Raw genomic sequence first — 25,117 nt, 5'->3', positions numbered from 1 at the left:
GGGCGGTTCGTCAGGGCGTGGCGTTCGGGCCGTCCGGCCGGCTGCTGCGCTGCTCGACCATCTCGCGGGTGAGCTGCTCCGTCTCCGATTCGGGCAGCCGCTCGAAGCCGTCCTCGGTGATGACCGAGACGATCGGGAAGATCCGCCGGTTGATGTCGGGGCCGCCGGTCGCGGAGTCGTCGTCCGCCGCGTCCCACAGGGCCTGGAGAGCGGCGAGCGCGGCGTCGCGCCGGGACATGCCCTTGTGGAACAGCTTCTTCAGCGCGCCCCGGGCGTAGGGCGAGCCGGAGCCCTCGGCGTGGAAGTCCGTCTTCTCGTACAGGCCGCCGGCGACGTCGAAGCTGAAGATGCGTCCCTTCTCGCCGTCGTCGGCCGTGTGGTCGTAGCCGGTGAGGAGGGGGACGACGGCGAGGCCCTGCATGGCCTGGCCGAGGTTCTGCCGGATCATGCCCGCCAGGCGCCGGGCCTTGGCGTTGAGGGACATCGGTGCGCCCTCGATCTTCTCGAAGTGCGTGAGCTCGACCTGGTACAGCTTCACCATGTCCAGTGCGAGACCGACGGTGCCCGCGAAGGCGACGGCGGTGTGGTCGTCGGCCGGGTGCACCTTCTCCAGGTCGCGCTGGGCGATGAGGTTGCCCATCGTGGCCCTGCGGTCGCCGGCGATCAGGACGCCGTCGCGGTAGGCGAGGGCCAGCACGGTGGTGCCGTGCGGGAACTGGTCGGGGGCGGCGCGCACGCCGTCGGGGAAGGGTCTGCGGGTGGGCAGCAGGGCGGGTCGGTGGGCGGTGAGGAACTCGGTGAAGGACGCGCTCCCCGGAGTGAAGAACTCCTCCCCCAGCCGTCCGCCGTGCTCGCTCTCCGTCATGACGATCCCCCTCGTGTCCCCGGTCCGACATCCGAGTCCTACCTGAAGCGGACGGACGGGAAACCCGCGGCCTGGATCACAACTCACGCCTTGCACGCACCTGTTGTGCTCACAAGGCCTTGCGTCGCACCAGCACGCCGAGCACGACCAGGCCCGGCACCAGCGGCAGCCACACGGTCAGGAGCCGGTAGCCGAGTACGGCGGAGGCGGCCGCGGCGGCCGGGGCGCCCGCGGTGGTGAGGGCGAAGGCCAGGGCGGCGTCGAGGGAACCGAGGCCGCCGGGGGTGGGCAGCAGGGCGGCGGCGCTGCTGGCGGCGAGATAGAGCAGCGCCACCCGGGCCGGCGGCAGGGAGAGCGCGACGGCCTGCGTGACGGCGATCAGGACGAGGGCGTGCAGGGCGGCGAAGGCCAGCGAACCGCCCCACAGAGCGGCTGCCCGGGGCGGGTTGGCGTGCACGGACCTGATGTCGGCGGCCACGGCGGCCAGGGCGCGCCGGCACCGGGACCACGCCAGCACGCCGGCCACACAGACGGCGGCGGCGAGGAGGGCGACGAGGATCGCTCCGGACAGCTGCGGGAACCGCAGCACACCCGGGCAGGCCAGCGCGAGCGCCACGACCAGGACGACCCGCACCACTCCGGCGGCGGTGCCCTTGACGGCGAGGGCGGTCGCCGCGCGGCCGGCCGGCAGCCCGCAGCGCATGAGAAAGCGCAGGTTGACCGCGCCGGCGCCGAGCCCGGCGGGCAGCAGATGGTTGGCGGCGGAGGCGGCGAACTGCGCTGCCACGAGCCGCCCTTGGGGAAGGTGCCGGACGACCGCGCCCTGCTGGGCGAGCGCCGCGCAGAACCAGGTCGCGGCGGCGGCCGTGCCGCCCACCAGCAGCCAGCCCTGGTCGGCGACGGCGAGCCGCACGGCCCCGCGCTCGAGGACCGGCCAGTGCCGCTGGGCGAGGCAGACCGTGCCCACCAGGACGACGAGGGTGAGTGCGGTGTGCCAGTAGACGCGTCTTCGACCGGGGGCGACGACGACCGGTTCGGACGTCATGGGCCGCCGTCCTCCCCCGCGGGCCCGATCCGTACCTGGAGCCCGTCGATCCGGTGCGCGGTCCAGTCGCGGGCGTACCCGGCCGGGCCTCCGTGCGCCGGCACGAGGTGGGCGACCGGGATCCGGCGGGCGGTGTCCTGGATCTCCGCCGCCGTTGCGTTGGTGTTGGGCCCGCTGACCGCCGCGGAGGAGCAGCCGGTGTAGTAGGCGATGGGCAGCGCCTCTTCGCCGGTGAGCAGACAGGGCGGCCGGATGCCCAGGCGGTGCAGGTCGGCCGCGGTGCGCTCCCAAGCCTGCCGGTCGGCGGTGCTGCGGCTGACGGTGCGGTCCAGGACCGCGTACTGCACCGCCAGGTGCCCGGCCAGCCCGAGCGCGACCAGGGTCGTGGCCACCGGTCGCCACTTGCCGCCCGGTGCGGTGACCAGGTGGAGCAGCCCGTCGGCGACCGGGATGGCCAGCAGCGCGTAGGCCGGCAGGAGGAAGCGGGGGGCCGCGTATCCGATCAGGAACAGATACGGGAAGGCCGCCGACGCGGCGCAGGCCAGCGTGACGAGCGTGCGTGCGGTGCGCCCGGCCCGGACGGCGACGACGAGGCCGAGGAGGGCGAGCAGCGGAAGGACGTACCACCACACGGTGATCACGGGGTGGGGCATCGAACCGGTGCACGGACGGCACAGGGTGCGCCCGACGAGGCTGCGCATCTGGTCGTCGACGGCGAGGTTCCAGCCGAGTCCGCCCTGGATGCGGGAGCCGTCGTGCATCCGCTGCGCCAGACCGCCGTAGCTGAGGTACGCCTCCACCACCCACTGGGCGGCGCCGAGGACGGTTCCCGCGAGGAGGGCGACGAGCACCCGCCAGTGGCGCAGCGCCACCGCGAGGGCGAGGAGGGGCAGGGTCACCCAGACGGCGTCGGTGGGCCGCATGAGCGCCATGAGGGCGGCACCCGCAGCGACACCCCACAGGTTGGCCGGGGCGCGCAGGAAGGAGCCGACGCAGACCAGCGCGCCGATCGCCACCCAGTAGTTGGGCATGGCCTGCGGGCCGTAGTAGACCGTCACCCACAGGGAGGCGAAGAGCGCCCCGGCGCCGGCGAGGACACGGGCCGGGAAGACCCCACGCCAGACGCGCAGGGCGAGGTAGAGGCCGATGCCCGAGAGCACGGCCAGGTAGACGCGCAGCAGTGACGTGGACGTCGACCAGGACGCGATGGGTGACACCAGCAGCGAGATGCCACGCGCGCGTGGTGCGCTGAAGTAGGAGGGTGGCGCCTGAGCGCTGACCTGGCTGACGTAGACGGTCTCGTCCCAGCCGAGGCCCATCCAAGGGCGTACGAGTACCAACTGGGCGAGGACGAACGCACCGGCCACCACGGCGAGGAGGACGTCACCGCGCCTCCGCCGGGCCGCACCGGGCACGGTCGCCGTGTCGCGCCGTCGCCCACTCACGAGCGTCGCGTTCGCGCCGTGCACCATCGTCCACCCCTTACCCCTACGCGTCGCAGGGTTTCTGAGACCCCACGGCCATGAGCTGGGGAAATAGAGAAAACACGGACAAACTAACCCGCGTCCGGCCTGTGCGCAGCGCGAAGTTCGGCCAGGTGCCTGATATTTCGTCCGATTATCGGCGCAACCGTTGCGTCAGTCGTGCGGGAACGAGTGGTGCTCGTGGGCGACGAGCCAGCGGCCGCCCTGTTTGCGCAGACCGAAGGTCAGGCGCAGGCGGAGGCCGGGGTGTTCGACGAGTTCCTCGGGGGTCGCGCAGCGCAGGAGGGCGTGGGCGTAGGCGACCTCGGAGCCGGCGGTGACGTCGAGGGACTCGATGTCGAAGCAGGCGCCCTGGGCCTGCCAGGCGAAGAAGGGCGGCCAGGCGGCGCTGTAGGCGGCCAGTCCGTGGATGCCGTGGTGGGGCGGCGGGACGTCGTACATGACGATGTCCTCGGCATGGTCGGCCAGTACACCGTCGAGGTCGCCCCGGTGGACGGCGTCGGCCCAGTTCGTGATCAGGGTGCGGATCTGTGAGGCGTCGTCGGGCACGGTGGCGGCTCCCTCCTGTGTCCCCTCGCCATCCTCCCCGTCGCCCTGAGTCCCCGCGCGGCGGTGGGTGACACACTCTGCGGTGTGCCGCTGACATTGGACGACCTGCTCATCCGTGCCCGTGCCCTCGCCCAGGGCGACCGGCGCGCGATCCTCGGCATCGCGGGCAGCCCCGGCGCGGGCAAGACGACACTCGCCGAGACCCTGGTGCGGGAACTCAACGCGGGCGGGGAGCCATGGGTCGCGCACGTCCCCATGGACGGCTTCCACCTCGCCGACGTGGTACTGGACCGGCTCGGACTCCGTGACCTCAAGGGCGCTCCGGACACCTTCGACGCGGCGGGATACGCGGCGCTGCTGCGGCGGCTGCGTGCGGAGGAGGACGAGGACATCGTGTACGCGCCCGGCTTCGAGCGGGTGATGGAGCAGCCGATCGCGGGCGCCGTGCCGGTGCCGCCGACGGCCCGCCTGGTGGTGACCGAGGGCAACTACCTGCTGCTGGACACGGGCGCGTGGGTACGGGTGCGGCAGCAGCTGGACGAGGTGTGGTTCTGCGAGCTGGACGAACAGGAGCGGCTCCGGCGGCTGGTGGCCCGGCACGAGCGGTTCGGCAAGGAGCACGACGAGGCCGTGGCCTGGGTGCTGCGCACGGACCAGCGCAACGCCGACCTGGTCACGGCGACCCGCGACCGTGCGGACCTGGTCGTCCCCACCCGGGCCCTGGAGCGCCGTCAGGCAAGGTCGTAGGCACGCCTCGCCCGCTCGACCTCGTCGAGGTGGCCGGCGGACCAGTCGGCGAGGTGCGCGAAGAGCGGGGCGAGGCTGCGGCCCAGCTCGCTGATCTCGTACTCGACCCTGGGCGGAACCTCGGCGTGATACGTGCGCACGACCAGCCCGTCCCGCTCCAACTGCCGCAGCCGCTGGGTGAGGACCTTCGGCGTGATCTTCGTGATGCGCCGCTCCAGCTCGACGAAGCGCTGCCGGCCGTGCGCGTGCAGGCTCCACAGGATCGGGGTGGTCCAGCGGCTGAACACGATGTCCACGACCGGGCCTATGGGACAGGCGAGTGCGGGGTCGGTCGTCACCTCGACCTTCATACGCATCCCTCCGGGATAGCCACTTTCCTCTAGGTACCTACTATACCCGCGCTGTTAGCGTCCCTTCATCGGCAGCAAAGCTGATTTCACAAGGGAGTTACTCATGATCGTGGTGACGGGGGCGACGGGCAACGTCGGCCGGGAGCTCGTCCGGACGCTGGCCGCCGACGGCACGCGGGTGACCGCGACCTCCCGGCGGATCGCCGACGGGGACGTGCCGCAGGATGTCCGCGCGTGGCCGGCGGATCTGGCGGACGCCGAGAGTCTCAGGGCCGTGCTCGACGGAGCCGATGCTCTCTTCCTGCATGACGGCGGGCTGTCCGCGCACCTTCTCGACGTTCCGCATCTCATGGACGTCGCCAAGGCCGGCGGGGTCCGGCGGGTCGTGCTGCTGTCCTCGCTGGGGGTCGCGACCAGGCCGGAGTCGGCCTCGCACGGTGGCATCGGGCGGGCCATCGACGAGGCCGTACGCCAGTCGGGCCTGGAGTGGACGATCCTACGGCCGAACGGTTTCCACACCAACGCGTTCGCCTGGGTCGAGTCCGTGCGCACCCAGCGCACCGTCGCCGCCCCGTTCGGCGACGTCGGTCTGCCCACGGTCGACCCCGCGGACATCGCCGCGGTCGCCACGGTGGCACTGCGCGAGGACGGACACACCGGACAGACCTACGAGTTGACCGGCCCGGGCCTGGTGACGCCCCGTCAGCAGGCAGCGGCTCTCGGCACGGCGGTGGGCGAGCCGGTCCGGTTCATCGAGCTCAGCCGGGACGAGGGCCGGGCTCATCTGCTGCGCTTCATGCCCGAACCCGTGGCCGACACCACCCTCGACGTCCTCGGCGCCCCCACCCCTGCCGAACAGCGCGTCAGCCCCGACATCGAACGCGTCACCGGCCGCACCCCGGGCACGTTCGCCGACTGGGCGCGACGCCATGCCGCCATGTTCCGGTAGGACTTACCGCATGGGGTTGGACATCACCGTGCTCGCCGTCGACTGGGAGCGACTCGAGGCGACACCGTTCACGGAACGGCTCGGGCTGCTCGAGGACGCGGCGCTTCCCGAGGACGAGATCGACTGGGACGCGGAACCGCGGAAGGGCTGGGTGTTCCCGGCGGCGTCGAACGTGCCATGGTGCGGGCGGTACGAGTTCCACAGCACCACCGGCTCGTACAAGCCGCACTTCTGGGCGGGACAAGCCTGGGAGGACGTACGGGACTTCGCCGGCCCAGCGCTGCGGGAGCAACTGAACGGGTTCCTGGGCCCGTTGCTCCGGGACGAGGACGACAGCGGCCTCTTCCCGGCCGACCCCGATCCTTGGCGCCCCAGGCTGCTGCTCGTCTGTCCCCCGCCGACCGTCTCCGCGCTGTCCGTCCACTGGGCCCTGGCGGAACCGCTGTTGGAGAGTCTGCGCGAGCCGTTCGCCGTGCACGCGGCTTCGCCGGGGCGATGGATCGAGGACTTCGACGAGTTCTCGGTGCTGCTGCGCGAGTGGGCGGTGGTGGTGGGCGAGGCCGACCAGCGGGGCTGGGGACTGGTCGGCCTGCCCCTGTGACTCAGAGGTGCAGCGTCAGTTCCGGTTCACCGTGGGCGTCGCCCGCGATGTCACCGATCACGGCGGTGAACGCCTCGGTCCGGACCGTCAGGCCTTCGGTGCCCTGCTCGACCGTCACCGTGAACGTGCCGCCGGGACCGTAACGCACCGCGAAGACATGCAGGTCCTCAGGCGCGTCCGGGACCGGGTCGGCCTCCAGGGCCGTCGAGGAGACCAGGTGGCTCCAGCCCTCGTCGGGGTTGCCGTAGCCGCGGGGGTCGGCGGCCAGCGCGAAGGCGGCCTCCTGCTGGGTGGCCTCCGAGCGGGCATCGAAGTGGTCGGCGCCCTCCGACTGCGGGTGGGTCAGCCGGAGTTCGCCGACGGAGGCGACCTGGGCCTCGGCGGTCCGCCGGACCCGGTCGCCGTCGTCCGTGGCGTACGGCATCCCGGCGAGCAGATACGGCGTGCCGGGCAGGCGTTCCACGGCGACCGTCACCCACAGGCTCGTGCCGTCGGTGACGTACAGGGACCGCACGTGCCGCAGGACGTGGTCGCGGCCGACGACCGGCTTGGTGACCAGCTTGGCCACGAGGCCCTCGGCGCGGACGTCGCGGACCCGGACCTCGCCCATCGGGCGGCAGAACACGAAGCCGTCGACGACCGGGCCGTACCCGTGCTGACGGTCGACGGCGGCGGGCAGGCAGTACGTGCCGTCCGCCTCGATCACCGACGGCGTCATGTGGCCGTCGAAGGCCACCGACACGGTTCCCGCCCGGAGTTGATGACGGACGGGGGCGGCCGACGGCGTACGGTGCCAGCGCGTCGTGTCCTCGATCTGCCAGACCAGCATCCACGCGAAGTGCCCGTCGACCCCGCCGTCCGCCTTCACCGCGTGCCGGGCCCAGCGGCTGTCGCCCCGGTAGCGGCCCAGGTCGGAGCCGATCCGGGCGCCGAAGTAGCGCAGACCCAGGACCGACTCGAACGCGGAGTGCTGCTCGCTGTAGCGGGGGCCGCCGTTGTCGAAGCCGCCGCCCGTCAGGCGGGCGTCGATGTAGCGGGCGAGGGCGTCGCCGTCCTCCGCGAAGATCTCCTCACCGCTGACCCGATGGGCCTGGGCGAGGAAGGACAGGGAGATCGGGCCGTAGTTGTTGTCGTAGGCACCGCCGTGCTCGGGGGGCAGCAGGGCGCCGCGGTCGCGGACCCGGAGGGCGCGGATCCTGTCGACGTACAGGTCCACGGCGCGCCCGCGGACCGACTCCCGTTCCGGCGACGGCAGATGGCTCGCCAGCATCAGCCCGCCCACGACGCAGCCGATCGCCTGGTTGCCCGCCTCCTGCGGGTTGAAGAACGTCGCCTCGGTCAGCCAGCGCCAGTAGCCGCGGGCCACCTCGACCAGCTCGACGCGCTGCGCGTCGTCGACGAGACCGTCCGCGGCGTCCAGCAGATTGACCGCCTGGAGCAGCGCCCACACCGTGCTGGGCCAGTCACCGATGGGGTGCGCGCCTGCCGCGAGGGTGTAACGGGCGTACGGCAGACCGGAGTTGCGGACCCTCAGGTTCGGATAGCCGGGGTTGTCCTCGACGTAGACCCGCTCGCGCAGATGGAAGGCGAGGCTGCGGCGCACCACTTCCGGCAGCCGCGGGTCCTTGGTGCGCTGCCAGGCGAACGCGAGGAGCGAGGTGATGCCGAGTGAGGTGTCACCGATGTCGTCGACACAGTCGGGGTGTTCGAGGTTGCCCTCCGGCGTGAGCCGGGCCAGGGCCTGCTCGACGACGTCGGCGAGGACGGCATCGTAGGCCTCCGGGGTGTCCGGGAGGTCGTGCAGCGGGCCGCGCTGGTGGAGGAGGTGCACGGGTGGATCAGCCCTTCATGCCTGAGATGTGGCGCGCAGTGTGAGGGTCAGTGTCTGCGGTCCGTGCCCACCGAGGTAGACGCGGTTCCCGGTCGTCGCGTCGGTGCCGCCGACCACGGTGTAGTCCTGCCCCGGGTCGTAGCGCAGTACGTCGCTCCGGTCCGGTCCGGCGAGCGGTTCGCCCGTCTCGACGGCGGCCTCGACCCGGATCTCGTCGTCGCCGACGCGGTAGGTCAACGGCTCGGTCGTCATGCACCAGCTTCCGTCGCCGAGCGGTACGGCGCCCTGCGGCTCGCCGCCCGGCCGGAAGGTCAGTTCGAGGGCCCAGGGCACCGGTGGGCCGCCGATGTCGATCCGCAGGTCGGCCCCGTCCTCCCGCAGGTCGACCTCGACTCGGGTCGTGTGGGAGATCTCGTCCTGAGGGCGGTCGGGGAAGGCCATCGCCGCGGAGAAGCGACCCTCGTCCACCAGACGGTAGGCGCCGTCGTCGCGCCTCCGGTCCTTCGGGAGCGGCTGGTAGTAGGCGGTTGTGAGGGTTCCGGTGAGCCGGTACCGGTTGTCGGCGAGCTGTTCCATGTCGGCGGCGCGGAACGGGCCCAGGTCGAAGAACCCTCGCGAGAGGCGGACCGCGTCGAGGACGGCGGCACCGGCGAACAGGCGCAGGAAGGTGGGGTTGCAGGCGAGACCCGAGCGGATGCTCCGGTGCTCGGGCACGTCGGAGCCGCCGTACACCACGGTGTGCGTGGTGGCCGAGGCGTGTGCGGCGAGGCGTGCGGTGGGGAGGTACCGGTCGCGCGGGAGCTTCTCCGCGTCCGGTGCCGGCAGGGCGCGGCACAGATCCGGGGTGAGGAGGGTCTGGGCGAGCAGGTCGGGGTCGTCGATGCCGTCGACGGCCGCCAGGCGGGCCGCGCGGGCGAAGTCGCCCCGGCCGGTACGGATCGCGAGCAGCCGGTAGTGCGGCAGGTAGGGCCACAGCGAGAACGAGAGCTTCTGGTCCTGCCGTCGTGAGTGGACGGTCTCCACCGTGCCGTCCGGCCTGATCAGGTCCAGGGTGGTGGCGAGGTTGCGTTCGACGGCGGCCGACAGATCGGTCCGGCCGAGCGCCTCGGCCAGCAGGAGCAGCGCCGGGTTGGTCACGATGGACGCGTAGACGGCGCTGCGTTCCGAGTACAGGCCGTCCGTGTCGATGTCGACGCCCTCGGCGAGCCACTGCTCGACGCGGTCGAGCAGCCGGTCGTCCGGGAAGGACCGGTGCAGTCTGGCCAGCGCCGCGGACAGTTCCCAGCGGTGGTTCGGGGTGTGCACGCCACCGGTCAGAAGACTGTCGGTGGCGGCGTCGGCGATCTCGGCGAGCGCTGCCGTGACGTCGCGCAGTTCCGGCCCGGCGGCTCCGGCGAGGACGTGCGCGTCGCACACGTCGTTGACGGTGAACGCGGAGTCCGGCGGTGACTGGACGTTGTCGCCGCCCGCGAAGAGGCCGGAGGCCGTCTGCACGGCCCGCAGGGCACGGAGGTGGGTCATCGCGGCGGCGACGGCCCAGCCGCTGCCGTGCAGGGTCGAGTCCGGGGAACGGTACGCCGCGATCAGGGTCTTCACCCGGCGGGCCAGCACGCGGTGGGTCACGCCGACGGGTTCCACGTCCGGGCCGGCCGCCAGCAGGCAGGCCGCCAGCGGGGCGGCCTGTCGGTCGGCCGCGCGGGCCACCGCGCGGCCGAACTCGTGGTCGAGCGGGACGGGCAAGATCAGTCCTTCAGGCCGGCGTTGATGTCGGCGTTCATGACGTACTTCTGGAACACCAGGAAGACGACGATCAGCGGGATCATGGAGATGACCGAACCGCCCAGCAGCACCGACCAGTTGATGTTCTGCGCACCGACGAGGCTCTGGATGCCGATCTGCACGGTGAACTTATCGGGGTCGTTCAGCATCAGCAGCGGCCAGATGTAGTCGTTCCACCGCCACTGGAACGACAGGATGGCGAGCGTCAGCATGATGGGCCGGGAGAGCGGCACCATGATCCTCAGGAAGATCGACAGCTCACGCGCGCCGTCGATGCGGGCGGCCTCGATGAGCTCGTCGGGGACCGTCAGGAAGAACTGGCGGAACATGAAGCAGCCGGTCGCGGTGAGCAGGGCCGGGAGGATGATGCCGGAGAGCGAGTTGTAGAAGCCGAGGTCGCGGACCACCAGGAACAGCGGGGCGAGCATGACTTCGGCCGGCAGCATCGTGGTGGCCAGGATGCAGAGGAAGAAGGCCTTGAGCCATTTGTTGTCGTACTTGGCCAGCGCGTAGCCGGTGCAGCAGCTGACTCCCACGGTGAGGATCGTCGCGATCACACACACGAGGGTCGTGTTGATGAAGTACTGGGCGAAGTTGGCGCTTGCCCACGCTTCCTTGTAACCCGACACGGTGGGGTTGTCCGGGAACACCGTCAGCGGAAGGGAGAACAGGTCTCCCGCCGGCTTGAAGGAACTGAGGACGAACCACAGCACCGGAATCCCGTAGAGGCCCGCCAGGATCCACAGCAGAGTCGTCGGGGCAATCGCGCGCCGAAGCCCGCCGGTTGCCGAGCCACGGGGCCTCTTCTTGGAGACGGCCCGTACGGAGTCGGCGTCGGCCTTGCGCGGCATGTCTGTGGTTGTCATCGGTTCTCCACCCGCCGGTTGACCATCATCTGGATGGCCGCGACGCCCATCAGGATGAGCATGAGCACGAACGACGCGGCGCTCGCGTAGCCGATCTGGCCGGACTTGAAGCCGGTCTGGTAGATGTACTGGACCAGCAGGTTGTTCGACGTTCCGGGTCCGCCGTTGTTGAGGGAGGCGAACACCGCGTATTCCTTCATCGCGTGAATCGTGTTGAGCAGGATGACGATGAAGGACGTGGGGGCGATGCTCGGCAGGGTGATACTGAAGAACTGGCGCCACGGACCGGCGCCGTCGAGCGCCGCCGCCTCGTAGTACGACGTCGGTACGTTCTTGATCGCCGCGATGAACAGCAGCATCGAGAAGCCCGTCCAGGCCCAGGCCGCCGCCACCACGACCACGATCAGCGACAGGTCCGCGTTCGACTGCCAGGGAACGGCGCTTCCGCCGACCTTCTCGATGAGGTAGTTGACCAGTCCGAAGTTCTCACCGAACAGCCACCGCCACAGGACACCCACGATGATGGGCGACAGCAGCCACGGGATGAAGAAGAAGATGCGGGCGACCGACGCGCCCTTGGCGTGTTTGCTCACCAGCAGGTTGGCGATGAGCAGCGAGAGCACGAAGTTCAGTGGGACGAAGAGCACGGTGTACAGCAGCGTGCGAATCAGCGCGTCGTAGAACGTGGAGTCCCCGGCCAGGTTCTGGTAGTTGTCCAGTCCGATGAACTGGAACGCCCCCACGCCTGTGTAGTTCGTGAAGGAGTAGACCAGCCCGATCACCGCCGGCCAGACGAAGAACAGCGCGAACAGCACGACATTGGCCGCGATGAGGACGAGCGGCGCGACGGTGTACTTGCTGCGGCTCCTGGGCGGGCTCACGGACACGTCCGAGGCGCGTTTTGTCATCTTCCTGACTCCGTGCTGGTGGATTGGATTGCGGTGGGCTCACGCCATGAGCCCGGCATCACATGGGTGGCCGGCTGCCGGGCGGCGTCGACACGCCGCCGCCCGGCAGCCGGCCCACGATCAGCCGCCGACCTGCTGGTTGTAGCCGGCCACGATGTTCTCCAGGGCCTTGTCGGCCGACTGCTCGCCGTTGATCGCCTTGCCGAGCTCCGCCTTGGTCGGGTCGTCGGCGAGGCTCTTGCCCTTCAGCACCCAGTTCGTCTGGGCCTTGTTGAAGTAGCCGGAGATCGGGTCGTAGAGCGGGATCGACTCGTTGTAGAGCTTGAACGCCGCCTGCGCCGCCTCGGACTTGAAGGGGTACGTCGGGTTCAGACCGGTCTCGACGGGCAGGAAGCCGGACGCCTCGCACAGCGCCTGGTAGTGGGCCGGCTCGTACAGCCAGGACAGGAACTTCTTCGCGGCGGCGGCCGCGTCGGCGTTGTTGTTGAAGCCCACCGTCATGCCGCCGCTGTTGACGTCACTGGCCTGGACCGGCTGGGCGGGGGTCGGGACGCTCGCCCACTCGAACTTCGTGATGCTCTCCGCGAAGGAGGCAACCTGCCACACGCCGGACCAGTAGGCGACGACGTCACCGCTCTGGAACATGGCCGACGGGTCGGCGCCGCTGGTCCACACCGACTTCGGCATGACCTTGTCGTCGTTCCATCCGACGAAGGTGTTCACGGCCTTCTTGGTCGCCGCGTCCACCGAGAACTTGCCGGAGTCGTCGGCGTGGACGTACTTCCCGCCCTTCTCGTACACCATGGCGCGCAGCCGGGACGGCGACTGGTCGAAGGTCAGGGAGTACTTGGCGTCGGTCTTCTCCCGGACCTCGTTCGCCGCCTTGATGAACTCGTCCCACGTCCAGGTCTTGTCGGGCGAGGTCGGGTAGTCGACGCCGGCCTTCTCGAAGAGCGACTTGTTGATGAACATGCCGGACGCGGTGACGTCCGAGGGGATGGACAGCACCTTCCCGGACGAGTCCTTGGCGACGAAGTTGGCGTTGATCTTGTTCGCCTTGTTGTTGGCGATCTCACTGAGGTCGATCAGCTTGTTCGACCAGATCGGGTCCAGCGCCGGCACGGCCGCCACGTCGGGCAGCGAGTTCGCCTGCGCGGAGTTGCGCAGCTTCGTCGTGTAGCCGTCGTAGGGGATGTTGACGAGCTTGACCTTGACGCCGGTTTCCTTCTCGTACTGCGCCACCATCTTCTTCCAGCCCGCGTCCTGCCCCGGAACCGTGGAGATCCAGAACGTCAGCGACTTGGAGGTACCGCCCGAGTCGGAGCCCCCACCGCAGGCGGAGAGCAGCAGGGCGCCTGCCGAAGCCACGGCAGCGAGGGGAACCATGCGGCGCATGCCGCGGCCGAGTCGGCTGGAGCGCCGCACACCTACATTGGTCATCTTCGATCCCTTTTTCGTCGCAGGGGACGGAGCACGGCGCCGATCAAGGCGGCACGGGTGCATCTTGCAGGAGAAGTCGCTCTCCGGGGGCGCGGCCTCGCCCGGCCGCGTCTTCCTGACGGGCGAGGATCCCCGGCCTTCATGGCCGTCACCGCACGGGCACGCCCTCGTGCGGTTGCCGTACGTCAGTACGGGCGGGACGCTCGCTCCAAGCCGGCGTCCCGGCCGACTTAGAAAGCGCTTGTCCGGACATTGGCAGACCGAGCCGGAAACCGTCAATCCTTGGCCCGTGCCACATCGGTCACGGTTTGGACTCCCCGGGCGACGGCGAGCCGGGAAGCACCCACGACGGTGCCGAGATCGCCCACCGTGCTGCTGACCACCTCGGTGGGCCAGCTCAGCCGTGCCATCTCCGATCGCACCCCCGCCAGGAGCTGGGGATCCGCGCCGGTGCTGCCGCCCAGCACGATCAGTCCGGGGTCCAGTACGGCGGTCACCGCGGCGGCCAGGCGGCCGATGTCGGCGGCGTGCCGGTCCACGACCGCACGGGCCGCCGCACGGCCCTCCTGGGCGAGCGCGAAGAGCTCGTCGGCGGTGCGCGGGCAGGGCCCGTCGGCCTCCGGCCAGGCGTCGGCGGCCCGGCGTACCAGCGAGCGGGCGCCGATGTACTCCTCCAGGGCCTCCTGACGCGGCTCCACGCCGTCGTCCCAGGGGTAGGGCAGCCGGGCGAGCTCACCGGCTGCCCCGTTGGCCCCGCGCAGCACCTGGCCGCCGACGACGATGCCGAGACCGATACCGACGCCGATGCGCAGATAGCCGAAGGATGCGCGGCCCCGGGCGGCACCCTCGTGCAGCTCGGCCAGCGCGGCGCAATTGACGTTGTTCTCCAGATGGACCGGGACGCCCTTCGGCAGAGCGACGGCCATGGCGTCGAAGACGGGCCCGGCCTTGGCGGTGGCGGGGCGGGCTCCCGCGCCGTCCTGCTCCGCGGCGACGTCACCGACGGCGACGACGATGGAGCGCAGCGGAGCGCCGTCGGGCAGCGCGAAGACGGCCTCGCGCACGACGTCGGCGGCCTCGTCCCGGGAGCCGGTGGCCTGGGCGAGCAGGGTGCCGTCCAGGGCGCAGCCGCGCACCCGGGTGAGGGCGGGGCCGAGATCGACGGCGAGCACCGCTCCGGCGGCCGGTCCCAGGCCGTATACGGCGGCGGAGCGGCCGGTGGCGCCGGAGGCGGTGCCGGAGTGGGCGGCGAGGCGGGCGCTCTCGAGTTCCGCGACGGCGGAGGACACCGTCGGCTTCGACAGGCCCGCCAGGCTCGCGAGCTGCGGGCGGGTAGCCGTGCCGGCCTGTGCCAGCACGGCGAATACAGCGCTGGCGCTCTCGGTCAGACGGGGGGCTTCCGCCACGTCGTGTTCCACAGTTCTCCCACGGAGGTCGAGCGCCGTGCCCCGGGTCGAAGCGTCTTCACGGGGTGCGGCGATGGGATGCCATGACGTCACGCGTTCCCGCCCCGCAGCGGCCCTGCGGTGGTCGAGTGCGCGATTTCTCTTGACGCACTGTACTTCGTTAGTTAACTTCCTAACGAACGTCACGGTACTCGCCTGCCGTGGTCCGTCAGAGGCCCGTCCCGGGGCTTCCCTAGTTCTTCAACTGCCCTTCCTCCGGCACGGTTTCGCCCGCCGTCGCATGCTTCAGCGCACCGACGAAAGAGGATCCGTGCAGGACGCCACACTTTCCGGCCCGCTCGTGGTCGGTATCGACGTGGGCGGCACCAAGACGCATCTGCGCGCCTTCGCGGGCGACACCCCGGTCGCCGATCACGTCCGCTCCAGCAGCGGCTGGCGGCCGCACGACCCCGTGACCGCCGCCGCCTGGCTGGCCACGCTGGCCGCCGACGCCCTGCCGAGGGGCGCCCGCCCGTCCGCACTGGCGGTCGGCGGACATGCCTGCGAGACACCTCGCCAGTGCGCTCAGATCCGCACCGCCCTGCAACTCCACTTCGACGCGCCCGCACTGGTCGTGGGCGACGCCGAACTCCTCGTGCCCGCAGCGGGACTGGACAAGGGGGTCGGCCTGGTGGCCGGTACCGGTTCGGTCGCGGTGGGCCGCTTCCCCGACGGACGCCCCGCTCAGGTCGGCGGCTGGGGTGCGGTCCTCGGCGACGAGGGCGGCGCCGCCGGTCTCGTCCGTGAGGCCGCACGCGCCGTCTGGGCGGCCCATGACCGCGGCGAGGAGCCCGACGCGCTCGCGCACGGTCTCGTCGCCTCCTTCGAGGTCGCCGAAGTCCCCGCGATCGGGGCGGCGCTGGAAGCCGCCAAGGACATCTCCGCCGAGTGGGGCCGGCACGCCCCGGCCGTGTTCGCCGCCGCCGAGGCGGGCTCACCGCTCGCCCTCACGGTCATCGAGGAGGGCGGCCGGTCGCTGGCCGCGCTCGTCGAGCGACTCGCCGCACGCGGAGTCGCGGTGGACGACGTGGTGGTCGCGGGCAGCACCGTCCTCGCCCAGCCCGTCCTCTACGACGCCTTCGCCTCCGCCCTCTCGGACAGGGTGCCCGCAGCCAGGCCACAGCCCCTGCGGGTACCGCCGGTCGAGGGGGCGGTGGCGCTGGCGCGTTCACTCCTGTGACACCCGCCGGACGCCGGGCCCACCCCCGTCCGACACGACTCGCCCGTAGATCTTCGCTCGTAAGCCTCATGGGGCACCTCGCGGCTCGCTCCTCCTCCCGCGCCCCACGGGCTGTCATCGCTCGACTCCCCCGGCCGCACGGCCGAAGAACTCAAGAGAGGCAGCAGCATGCCGTCATCCGCCGGGTCCCGCTCCACGTCGTCGGTCAGTGAACTCGCCGTGAACAGAAGGGGGTTCCTGAGGACCTCCATCGGTGTCTCGGCCGGCGTCCTGGCCGCGCCCACCTTCGCTTCCTGGCTCGGGGCCGCGGACGCGAAGGCCGCCACGAGCGCCGCCGCGTTCGTCGACGACTACAAGACCAACATCACGGCGAACCAGACCGCCGAGACCAACGCGGTGATCCGTGCCCTCGGCGGCTTCGCCGAGATCTGGAAGACGGGCGGCGCCTGGAACACCGGCACGCCGCTGCTTCCCGAGATCCTGCGCGCCAACATGCGCTACTGCGCCCACATCACGCGTGCACGCACCGACGCTGAGGCGAAGGAAGCGTTCATCTACGACCGTCAGCACCAGAGTTACTCGGTGATCGGCGGACTCGGTCCGCTCGCCGACCTGTACAGGACGGGCGCCAAAGCAGTCACTTCGATCACCACGGCGCCGGACGGCACCCCCGCCGGGAAGGTCAACGACGCCGTGCCCGCCGACGCCCCCGCCGGGTCCGCGCTCGGCGCGGGCTCGTACGACTCGGAGCTCGGCAAGGTGGCCAAGCTCGTCGACACCGTGCGCGGCCCCTTCGCCTCCAGCAACCCGGCCAAGTTCGCCTTCCAGTACCCGCGCCCGTGGCGGATGAACGAGGACAGCGAGGTCGTCGACACCGGCAGGAAGGACGCGTTCGGCTTCCCCGTCTACGAGTCGGAGGTGATCGTCGCCCCGCAGCTGTTGCGTCAGCGCGGCGAGACCCCGGCCGAGGACGGCGGCTTCCCGAGCGGACACACCAACGCCATACATCTGGCGGCCCTGGCGTTCGCCTACGCCGTGCCCGAACGCTTCCAGGAGCTGGTGACCCGCGCCTTCGAGCTCAGCCACACCCGGATCATGTCGGGCATGCACTCCACGGTCGACGTCCTCGGCGGCCGCGTCATGGCCACCGCCCTGGCCGCCGCCGCTCTGGCCGACCCGGCGAACGCGGACCTCAAGGCCGCGGCGCGCGCCCAGGCCCTCGCCTACTTCGAGGCGCAGACCGGCTCGACGGCGGACACGCTCTTCGCCTACGCCCACTCGGACGCCTCGGACGCGTACGCCGACCGCGACGACAACGCCTGCCTGGTCGGGCCCAAGCTGACGTACGTCCTCACCCGTCGGGGCCGCAGCACACCGCTGACCGTGCCGAAGGGCGCCGAGGTGCTGCTGGAGACGCGTCTGCCCTACCTGGACGCCGAGCAGCGGCGCGAGGTGCTGCGCACGACCGCGCTGCCCTCCGGGTACGTCCTGCTGGACGGCTTCGAGCAGTGGGGCCGGCTCAACCTCTTCGCCGCGGCGGACGGTTACGGCTCCTTCGACACCGACGTGACCGTCGCGCTCGACACCTCGGCCGGTGGCTTCGGTGCCGCCGACACCTGGCGCAACGACATCGACGGCGACGGCTCTCTGACCAAGCGCGGCACCGGCACCCTCACCCTGACCGGCCACAACCGGTACACGGGCGGCACCGTGGTGCGCGAGGGCGTCCTGTCCGCCGGCTCGGCGCACGCCCTCGGCCACGGCGACGTACGGGTGTCGGGCGGCACGCTGCGGGTGGCGACCAAGTCGTCGGTGCAGATCCACGGGACGTACGCCCAGGAGTCCTCGACGCTCGACGTGACGCTGCGTTCGGGCCGCGGTCCTGCCCTGGAGGTGACGCGGCGCGCGGTGCTCGGCGCGGGCAGCGTGCTGTCGCTGCGGCTCGACGCCGACAAGCCGCCGGCGGCCGGGAGCGTGGTGCGCGTGCTCGGCGCCGCGGGACTGCGCGGCCGGTTCGACCGGGTGGAGCTGAACTCCGACACGCTGCGGGCCGTACCCGTCTACACGGCGGAAGGTCTGTCGGTACGACTCCTGAAGCGGTGACACCCTGAGGGGCGGGAGCTGATGCAGAGTAGGCGCATGAGGCGCCCTCGCATCGTTCCCGCCCCCGCGCGGCCCACGTCATCGCGGGGCAGATGATGGCGCGCGAACTGCACCCGGTCCTCGAACCGGAGACGCCCCCCGAAGTACCCGCCCCGCGGCCGGCGGGCCGGTCGGGCAGGCCCTGGCTCGTGCCGCTCCTCGTCGTGCTGCTGCTCGCCCAGATGGCCTTCGCCATGGTGACCACCGCCGTGCAGCAGACGCCGACCATCGACGAGCCCGTGTACGTGGGCACCGCCGCCGACTCCCTGCACGAGCACGAGATCCGCTACAACCCCGAGCACCCGCCGCTGGGAAAGCTCGTCATCGCGGTCGGGGTGGCCCTCGCCGATCCGCGCTACGACCCCTCCTTCAGCGGCGATCAGGGGCAGGTCGGACGGCATCTGCTGTACGAGTCCGGCAACGACCCCTGGCAGGTCATGCTGTGGGCCCGGCTGCCGGTGATCGTGCTGACGCTGGCGTTCGGGCTGGTGGTCCTCGCCTTCGCCCGTGAACTCGTCGGCCCGGCGGGCGGCGTCGTGGCGCTCGCCCTGTACGCCTTCTCCCCCGACGTGATCGCGCACGGCTCGCTGGCCACCCTCGACGTGCCCACGGCCGGCTTCCTGCTGACGTCGGTGTGGCTGCTGTGGCGGGCGCGCCGCCGGCCGCGGCTGTACGTGCCGCTCGCCGGGCTGGCCGCCGGGGCGGCGCTGGCGACGAAGATGAGCGCGCTGGCAGCCGTTCCGGTGCTGCTGGCACTCGCCGCCTGGTCGGTGTGGCGCCACGACTCCCACGACCGTCGCAAGGCGCTGGCGCGGGCGGCCGCGGGCGCGGGTGTCGTGGCGGTGGTCGCGATCGCCGTCGTATGGCTCTCCTATCTGGTGGTGGATCCGCGGCTGCGCTGGACTCCGCAGCAGCATGTGCCCGTCGTGCACGGTCTGCGGGCGCTGCTCGTCGATCTGATGCCGTTCCCGGAGGCCTACCGGGACGGGATGCGGGTGCAGTTCGGCTTCGAGAACCATCCGTGGCAGGGGTTCCTGTTCGGGCGGCTCTACACCGGCTCCCTCTGGTACTACCTGCCGGCCGCGCTGCTGGTGAAGACCCCGCTCGGCATGCTCGCCCTGTGGGCCGCGGGTGCCGTCGCGGTCGTGGCGGTACGGCGGTTGCGGCCCGCGGCGCCCTATCTGCTGGTCCCCACCGCCGTGCTGCTCGCCGCGGCCATGACCGGCTCCCGGGACTTCGGCACCCGGTACGCCGTGTTCGTGCCGATGTTCCTGGCGGTGGCGGCGGCCGGTGTTCTCGCGGTGCGACGGCGGTGGGCCGTTGCCGCGGCGGGGGCGCTGGTGCTGTTCGTCGCGGTCAGCTCGGTGCGTACGTTCCCCTACTATCTGCCGTACTCCAACGAGGCGTTCGGCGGTCCGGCCCAGACGCGTCTGCGGCTGCACGACTCCAACGTGGACTGGGGCCAGGATCTGGGCCGCCTCGCCGACCGGCTGCGCGAGCGGTATCCGGCGGAGCGGATCTGGCTCGTCTACAAGGGCAGTGGTGTGCCGTCGTACTACGGCATCGACGCATCCGATCCGCGCGGGGTTCCCCTGGAGGACGTCCACGGACTGCTGGTGGTGTCGGACTCCTCGGTCGCCAAGGCCACGGGCCGACTCGCCGAGTTGATCGACAGCAGCCGCTCGATCGATCAAGTCGGTCACTCGATCACGATCTATCGACGGTGACCGCACAACCCCTGGTCACAACAGTGTGTGGGCTATGTTGAGGCACTGTGGAAGACAAAGGAGGCGCACCCGTGCCATCGCCGCAGCAGGCACGCGCACAGGCATCCGCGATCACCTCGGGCAAGTCGGTTCCGGAGGCCGAGGCCTCCCCGACCTCCCAGCTCAGGGCCCTCTTCGACCGGCCCCGACTCTCCCCGGGGCAGCGCCGTATCGCCCAGTACCTGATCGAGCACATCACCGAGGCGGCCTTCCTTTCGATCACCGATCTCGCCGAGCGGGTGGGCGTGAGCCAGCCCTCGGTGACCCGGTTCGCCGCGGCCGTGGGCTTCAGCGGTTACCCCGCGCTGCGGGAGAAGCTCCAGTCGATCGCCCTCGGCACCCTGGCGGGGGGCCCGGCGGCGGCCGAGGAGAACAGCGGCAACGAGTTGCAGGCCGCGGTCGACGCCGAGATCGAGAACCTGGAGAACCTGCGGCGCGACTTCGCCGACCCCGACCAACTCATCGACCTCGGCCGCAAGCTGTCGCAGTCGACCCCGCTGACCGTGCTCGGGGTGCGCATCTCGGTGTCGCTGGCGGAGTACTTCGCCTACGCCGCACGCCGCGTCCATCCCGACGTACGGCTGGTGACCCTGGGCGGCAGCGTCGCCTACGACGCGCTCCTGCAGTCGCGTGAGGCGGGCGGTACCTGGGTGCTGGCGTTCTCGATGCCCCGGCACGCGCAGGAGACCCTCACGGCCGTGCGGGTCGCGCGCAGCGCGGGGCTGCGCGTCGCCCTCATCACGGACCTGGCGCTCGGCCCGGTCGCCGACGAGGCGGACATCGTCTTCGCCACCGGCACCGGCTCCCGCCTGGTCTTCGACTCCTACGCCGCCCCCGGGGTGATGGCCGCCGCACTGCTCCAGGCCATGACCGACGCCGACCCCGAGCGGACCCAGGCGCGGCTCGAGGAGTACGAGCAGATCTCCGACCAGCACCAGTTCTTCCTGCGCGACTGACGCGGCGGGCGACACCGCCCCTTCCGGCCACACCCGACGAAACAGATCACAAAGGGACCAACCGCCTCATTTCCCGCATGAATGTTTTCATACGTCTTGCAAACCGGACGGCATATATAAATACTGCTCACGGATCGTCCCCGGTCACTCCCGGGACACGTTCCGCACCCCCGTCCCCACCCCTCGCAACAGCCCGCAGAAAGCCGACGGTCCGCCCATGCGCACGCTGCACCAACCGCCGCGCAGGCGCCCTCTGCCTTCCGGGCCCCTGCGCGAACATCCGAAGCCGCCGCCACCTACCCGCGACGGCGCATCGGGTGTTCGGACGGGCATCGCCTCGGCGAGCGCCCGCGGCGGCCCCGGTCATCCCCTAGGCCGGGGCCGCCCATACCCGTCGGACCACCCCTCCTGACGCCGCACACCCGGAAGAGATGGCCATGACTCCCATGACTCTGACGACCACGCGCATCAGCCCGGACTGGCCCTGCCAGGTCAAGACCCCCGGCAGCTACGACTGGGAGCGCTCGGCGGCCAAGTGGCTGCGCGAACTGGTGCCGGCCCGCTACGCCAGCTACCCGGCGCTGATCCGCCACCCCGTGCTGCTGGCCCGGCATGCGCAGATCCAGGTCCAGCAGGAGATCCGGGTCGCCCGTACCGCCCTCCAGACCGCCCGCGCCGACCTCCCGGGGCTCGGTCTGCCCGAGTCGGTCATCGAACACACGATCAAGCTGTACGCGGCGGAGGTCCTCCAGCTGCAGCACATCGCCCGCAGCGTACGGGCGGTTTCCCAGGCTCTCGTCGAGCACAGCGCCGGACGCTGACCAGGGCGCACTCTCGAGTGAAACCGGTCCTGACAAGGCGGCAATCGCACCGGGCTCCGTGTGCGATGCTCGTCGCGTGACGAGCGAGCCCGCCGGCCCAGCGGAGTCCGGCGCCCCCGACACGGTCGCGCTGGCCAAGATCGTCGCCCGCCAGCGAGCCGAGATGGACCGGCTGCGCGACCAGGCGGCGACCACGGCCGTCGTGGAACGGGCCAAGGGCGCCGTGATGGCGCTGACCGGGTGCTCCCCGGACGCCGCCGGCGAGGAGCTGGTGCAGCGCGCGAAGGCGGCACGCCGCACGCTGCTCGAGGAGTGCTGGATCACCCTCGGCGACCTGGCCCCACCGGCCCCGACCACCTCTGCGGACGCACCGGAACAGGACGCCGTCGTCCACGCCTTCCGGGACCCGGAGGCCGGCGAAGCCCGCGACCTCAGCCGCCTCGGCCGGGCCCTCGTCCGCGTCGGCACCGCACACGACCTCGCCCGGTGCCTGCTCGAGCATCTGACGGCCGGCACGGAGTCGGACGCTGTGATGATCTTCGCCCGGCTGCCCGCCGGGGGGCTCGAACTGGTCGGGCACGCCGGCATCGACGAGACCCTGGCCGCCCAGTGGCGCCAGGTGCCGCCGCTGAGCGGGATCGCCGCGCTCGACGCGCTCCGCACAGGGGAGCCGCGCTGGCTGGAGGACATCGAGACGGACCGCGAGCGGTACCTGCTCATCGGGGATCCTCCCGAACGCTGGCTCTCACGTGCCTGGATCCCCTTGGTCACCAGCGACCGGGCCGACGTCTGCATCGGGGTCCTGCGCGCCCGCGGCGGAGAGTTCACCCCGGCCGCCCGGGAGCATCTGCTCGCCGTCGCCCGGCTGTGCGCCGGCCGGCTGCGCGCCTTCGATCCCCGCCGGGGACCATCCGCCGACGCCGCCGTGGACGCCGTACAGACGGTGTTCGACGCGCTGCCGGGCTCGACCATGCTGCTCACCCCGCTGCGTGCCCCGTCCGGTGAGGTCGAGGACTACCGCATCGAGGCCGCGACCGAGGAGACGTTCGACGCCCTCGGACGTACCGGCCGGGACCTGCTCGGGCTGCGACTGCTGGAGTGCTTCCCCACGCTCGCGGGCGATCCGCTGTGGGAGGGGTGCCGGCACACGCTGGCCACCGGAGAGGCGTACGACGGAGAGCCGTTCGCGCAACAGGAGGTGGTGGCGGGCGTCGCGGAGCTGTCCACCTACACCGTGCGGGTCACGCGGCTGGGCGACGGACTGGCCGTCAGCTGGCTGCGGCACGACTCCTCCGACCGGCAGGAGCAGCGGCTGGCCGACGTCCAGCGACTGGGCAACCTGGGCTGGGCGAACTGGAACCTGATCACGCACGACGTCAGCTGGTCGTCGCAGGTCTACACCGTGCTCGACCGGGACCCCGCGGCCGGTCCGGTGCGCCTGACCGCACTGCGGGACCTCGCGGTGCCCGAGGACGCACCCGCCCTGACCCACGCCGTCGGCGAACTCATGCGCCGGGGCCGGCCGTGCTCCATGCCGTTCCGGATCAGGGCCACGGACCGGATCCGGCATCTGCGGATCGTCGCCGAGGCGGTCACCGACGTCCACGGCACGCCCGTCGAGGTGCACGGCTTCGTCCAGGACCTGACCGCGCAGCGCACCGCCGAACTGGCCCTCGTCGAGAGCGAGCAGGCGATCGTGACCCAGCACGACGTCCTGCGCGCCGAACGCACACTGGCCGCCCGGCTCCAGCACGCCCTGCTGCCCCTGCCCACCCGGCCCGTACAGCCGGCCGGGCTGCAGGTCGAAGTCGCCTATCTGCCCGCCCAGTCCGGGATCCATGTCGGTGGCGACTGGTTCAGCGCCATCGAACTTCCCGACGGCGACGCCCTGTTCGTGGTCGGTGACGTCGCCGGGCACGGCATCGACGCCGTCGCCACCATGGCCCAGCTCCGCTTCACCGCCAAGGGCATGGTCATCACGGGCTCTTCGCTGACCGGTGCGCTCACCCGGCTCAACACCCTGCTGCTGCACTCCCGCGACATCCACGGCACGGCCACCATGATCCTGGCCCGCTACACCCCCGACCGGCACCGCCTGGTGTGGGCGCAGGCCGGACACCCCGCGCCGCTCCTGCTGCGCGCCGGCGAGGCGCGCTATCTGGACCGGCCGGGCGGCATGCTCCTCGGGGCGAGCTCCGCACCGCACTTCCAGGAGGCCGAGTGCGTGCTGGAACCGGGCGACCGGCTGCTGCTGTACACGGACGGGCTGGTCGAGCGGCCCTCGGAGGGCATCGACCGGGGCTTCAAGCGGCTCGCCGACGCCTTGGTGACCCACCATGGCGACGAGTCCGGCTCCCTGGGACCGATGCTGGCGGACCTGCTGGAGAGTGAACGGCGGGACGACGTGTGTGTCGTCGACATCCGGGTGCCGTTGGCCGACCTCTAGGGCCCGCTTCACTCGTCGCCGCGATACCGCCAGTACCACAACGCGCCCACGACGAGGGCCAGGAGGAAGACGGCGGGCAGTACGAGGCCCGGGATGCGGGAGACGCTCATCGGCATGGCTTTCGGCTCGGACGGGTGCGTCCATCGTGAGGCCCGTCGGCGCATGGTCCCGAGTTCTTTCCCCTTGTCTTACCCGGCGTTCGAGAGTCAGCCCGTACGGGACTCCAGTGCGAGCCGGGTGTCGTTGCCGTAGACGCCGGTCTCGTCGCCCCGGATGCCGTACCAGACCTGGAAGCGGGCGACGGCCTCGGTGAGGACGGCGTCGTAGGTTCCGCTGGTGGAGCCGTTCTCGTAGACGTTGGGGATACGCAGCAGACGTTGCTGAAGGTCGGTCACCTCGGGGCCGTTGGCGCCCTCGCGCAGGGTGCCGGGCCCGTCGGGGTCGGTGGCGGCCGGGGTGGTCGCGGCGGAGGGGGTGGGACTGGCGGACGGCGGAGGCGCCGCGGTGGCATCGCCGCGGCCCGGCAGCAGGAGGGCGCAGCCGAAGCCGACGAGCGCCGCCGCACTCACGCCGACCACGACGGCGGCACGCCGCAGGCCGGGGCCGAAACCGAAGGGGCGGGCCCCGTCGTGGGCGGGGACGGGCGGCAGTTCCTGTGTCTCGTCCTCGGAGCCGGACAGCCGTCGGGGCATCACCACGGACTCGTAGCGGGTGCTCTCCTGCGGCGATTCCCTGAAGAGTTCCGCCAGGGCGTCGGTGCGACGGGGGCGCAGCACCCGGATCGGTTCCAGGGGCAGGGGGTCCTGCGGCTGACCGCGCTCGGGCCGTGTCGGCATCTCGCTCTCCTTCCGTCCCGTACCCAGGGGCCGGGTCCGTCCCCTCGCGGAGTGATACGCGGCCACGGCCCGGTGGGTTCAGCGGATCCATCCACCGACAAACGATCGATA

General features: G+C 71.4%; 21 protein-coding genes. 9 read left to right on the top strand and 12 right to left on the bottom strand.

What is annotated here, in order from left to right; translation table 11 throughout:
- Nucleotides 1-10 precede the first annotated feature (10 nt).
- From prcB to OHU89_RS43855, 4 genes are all read right to left on the bottom strand, one after another.
- Nucleotides 11-865: a proteasome subunit beta gene (gene prcB / locus OHU89_RS43870; protein WP_405651028.1), complete on the bottom strand. Its 855-nt coding sequence runs from the start codon at nt 863-865 to the stop codon at nt 11-13.
- Nucleotides 866-974: 109 nt separating this feature from the next.
- Nucleotides 975-1,910: a lysylphosphatidylglycerol synthase domain-containing protein gene (locus OHU89_RS43865; RefSeq protein ID WP_405651026.1), complete on the bottom strand. Its 936-nt coding sequence runs from the start codon at nt 1,908-1,910 to the stop codon at nt 975-977.
- A complete protein-coding gene (locus OHU89_RS43860) occupies nt 1,907-3,382 on the bottom strand; it encodes a hypothetical protein (RefSeq protein ID WP_405651024.1) in 1,476 nt (491 codons plus the stop codon). The genes OHU89_RS43865 and OHU89_RS43860 overlap by 4 nt, the downstream gene beginning before the upstream one ends.
- Before the next feature lie 165 nt (nt 3,383-3,547).
- Nucleotides 3,548-3,943 carry an SgcJ/EcaC family oxidoreductase gene (locus OHU89_RS43855; RefSeq protein ID WP_266884385.1) on the bottom strand — a complete coding sequence of 132 codons (396 nt, stop codon included), beginning with the start codon at nt 3,941-3,943 and terminating at the stop codon, nt 3,548-3,550.
- Between the two features lie 84 nt (nt 3,944-4,027).
- Here OHU89_RS43855 and OHU89_RS43850 point away from each other — a divergent pair, with 84 nt between their 5' ends.
- On the top strand, nt 4,028-4,690 hold the full coding sequence (locus OHU89_RS43850) for a nucleoside/nucleotide kinase family protein (RefSeq protein ID WP_405651020.1): 663 nt from the start codon (nt 4,028-4,030) through the stop codon (nt 4,688-4,690).
- On the opposite strand, the gene OHU89_RS43845 is transcribed toward OHU89_RS43850, so the two are convergent.
- A complete protein-coding gene (locus tag OHU89_RS43845; protein ID WP_405651018.1) occupies nt 4,675-5,046 on the bottom strand; it encodes a winged helix-turn-helix transcriptional regulator in 372 nt (123 codons plus the stop codon). The two genes, OHU89_RS43850 and OHU89_RS43845, sit on opposite strands and share 16 nt — an antisense overlap.
- 97 nt (nt 5,047-5,143) lie before the next feature.
- Between OHU89_RS43845 and OHU89_RS43840 the strand changes: the two genes are divergently transcribed.
- Both OHU89_RS43840 and OHU89_RS43835 read left to right on the top strand, forming a co-directional pair.
- Nucleotides 5,144-5,989 (top strand): SDR family oxidoreductase, encoded by an 846-nt coding sequence (locus OHU89_RS43840; protein WP_405651016.1) that lies wholly within the window; start codon nt 5,144-5,146, stop codon nt 5,987-5,989.
- A 10-nt stretch (nt 5,990-5,999) separates the two neighbouring features.
- Nucleotides 6,000-6,590 (top strand): hypothetical protein, encoded by a 591-nt coding sequence (locus OHU89_RS43835; RefSeq protein WP_405651014.1) that lies wholly within the window; start codon nt 6,000-6,002, stop codon nt 6,588-6,590.
- 1 nt (nt 6,591) lies between these two features.
- Here the strand turns inward: OHU89_RS43835 and OHU89_RS43830 are convergent, their stop codons facing one another.
- The 6 genes from OHU89_RS43830 to OHU89_RS43805 all read right to left on the bottom strand — a co-directional run bounded on the left by OHU89_RS43830 (nt 6,592) and on the right by OHU89_RS43805 (nt 14,820).
- Entirely contained in the window at nt 6,592-8,421 is a 1,830-nt protein-coding gene (locus OHU89_RS43830; protein ID WP_405651011.1) for a hypothetical protein, read from the bottom strand.
- Nucleotides 8,422-8,436: 15 nt separating this feature from the next.
- On the bottom strand, nt 8,437-10,161 hold the full coding sequence (locus tag OHU89_RS43825; RefSeq protein WP_405651009.1) for a hypothetical protein: 1,725 nt from the start codon (nt 10,159-10,161) through the stop codon (nt 8,437-8,439).
- Nucleotides 10,162-10,163: 2 nt separating this feature from the next.
- A complete protein-coding gene (locus OHU89_RS43820) occupies nt 10,164-11,066 on the bottom strand; it encodes a carbohydrate ABC transporter permease (protein WP_405651007.1) in 903 nt (300 codons plus the stop codon).
- Nucleotides 11,063-11,974: a sugar ABC transporter permease gene (locus OHU89_RS43815; protein WP_361492898.1), complete on the bottom strand. Its 912-nt coding sequence runs from the start codon at nt 11,972-11,974 to the stop codon at nt 11,063-11,065. Before OHU89_RS43815 ends, OHU89_RS43820 begins: the two co-directional genes overlap by 4 nt.
- 120 nt (nt 11,975-12,094) lie before the next feature.
- Nucleotides 12,095-13,414 (bottom strand): extracellular solute-binding protein, encoded by a 1,320-nt coding sequence (locus OHU89_RS43810; protein WP_405651005.1) that lies wholly within the window; start codon nt 13,412-13,414, stop codon nt 12,095-12,097.
- 275 nt (nt 13,415-13,689) lie between these two features.
- Nucleotides 13,690-14,820 (bottom strand): ROK family transcriptional regulator, encoded by a 1,131-nt coding sequence (locus OHU89_RS43805; protein ID WP_405651003.1) that lies wholly within the window; start codon nt 14,818-14,820, stop codon nt 13,690-13,692.
- Between the two features lie 280 nt (nt 14,821-15,100).
- Here OHU89_RS43805 and OHU89_RS43800 point away from each other — a divergent pair, with 280 nt between their 5' ends.
- From OHU89_RS43800 to OHU89_RS43775, 6 genes are all read left to right on the top strand, one after another.
- A complete protein-coding gene (locus OHU89_RS43800) occupies nt 15,101-16,039 on the top strand; it encodes an N-acetylglucosamine kinase (protein ID WP_405651000.1) in 939 nt (312 codons plus the stop codon).
- 168 nt (nt 16,040-16,207) lie between these two features.
- Entirely contained in the window at nt 16,208-18,142 is a 1,935-nt protein-coding gene (locus OHU89_RS43795) for a phosphatase PAP2 family protein (RefSeq protein ID WP_405650998.1), read from the top strand.
- 92 nt (nt 18,143-18,234) lie between these two features.
- Nucleotides 18,235-19,908, top strand: coding sequence for an ArnT family glycosyltransferase (locus tag OHU89_RS43790; protein ID WP_405650996.1), 1,674 nt, complete (start codon nt 18,235-18,237; stop codon nt 19,906-19,908).
- Between the two features lie 71 nt (nt 19,909-19,979).
- Complete coding sequence (locus OHU89_RS43785) at nt 19,980-20,903, top strand: MurR/RpiR family transcriptional regulator (protein ID WP_266819376.1); 924 nt, start codon at nt 19,980-19,982, stop codon at nt 20,901-20,903.
- A gap of 446 nt (nt 20,904-21,349) precedes the next feature.
- Nucleotides 21,350-21,724 (top strand): hypothetical protein, encoded by a 375-nt coding sequence (locus OHU89_RS43780; protein WP_266829624.1) that lies wholly within the window; start codon nt 21,350-21,352, stop codon nt 21,722-21,724.
- A 76-nt stretch (nt 21,725-21,800) separates the two neighbouring features.
- The gene (locus OHU89_RS43775; protein WP_405650994.1) at nt 21,801-24,170 is read left to right on the top strand and encodes a SpoIIE family protein phosphatase; all 2,370 of its coding nucleotides are present in this window, start codon (nt 21,801-21,803) and stop codon (nt 24,168-24,170) included.
- Nucleotides 24,171-24,376: 206 nt separating this feature from the next.
- Here OHU89_RS43775 and OHU89_RS43770 read toward each other — a convergent pair whose 3' ends face one another.
- Nucleotides 24,377-25,006: a peptidoglycan-binding protein gene (locus OHU89_RS43770; RefSeq protein ID WP_405650992.1), complete on the bottom strand. Its 630-nt coding sequence runs from the start codon at nt 25,004-25,006 to the stop codon at nt 24,377-24,379.
- Nucleotides 25,007-25,117 lie beyond the last annotated feature (111 nt).

The organism is Streptomyces sp. NBC_00019 (assembly GCF_045041015.1).
Lineage (GTDB): Bacteria > Actinomycetota > Actinomycetes > Streptomycetales > Streptomycetaceae > Streptomyces.
Note: the sequence above shows the minus strand (reverse complement) of the source record. Positions and strands in the feature narration are given on the sequence as shown.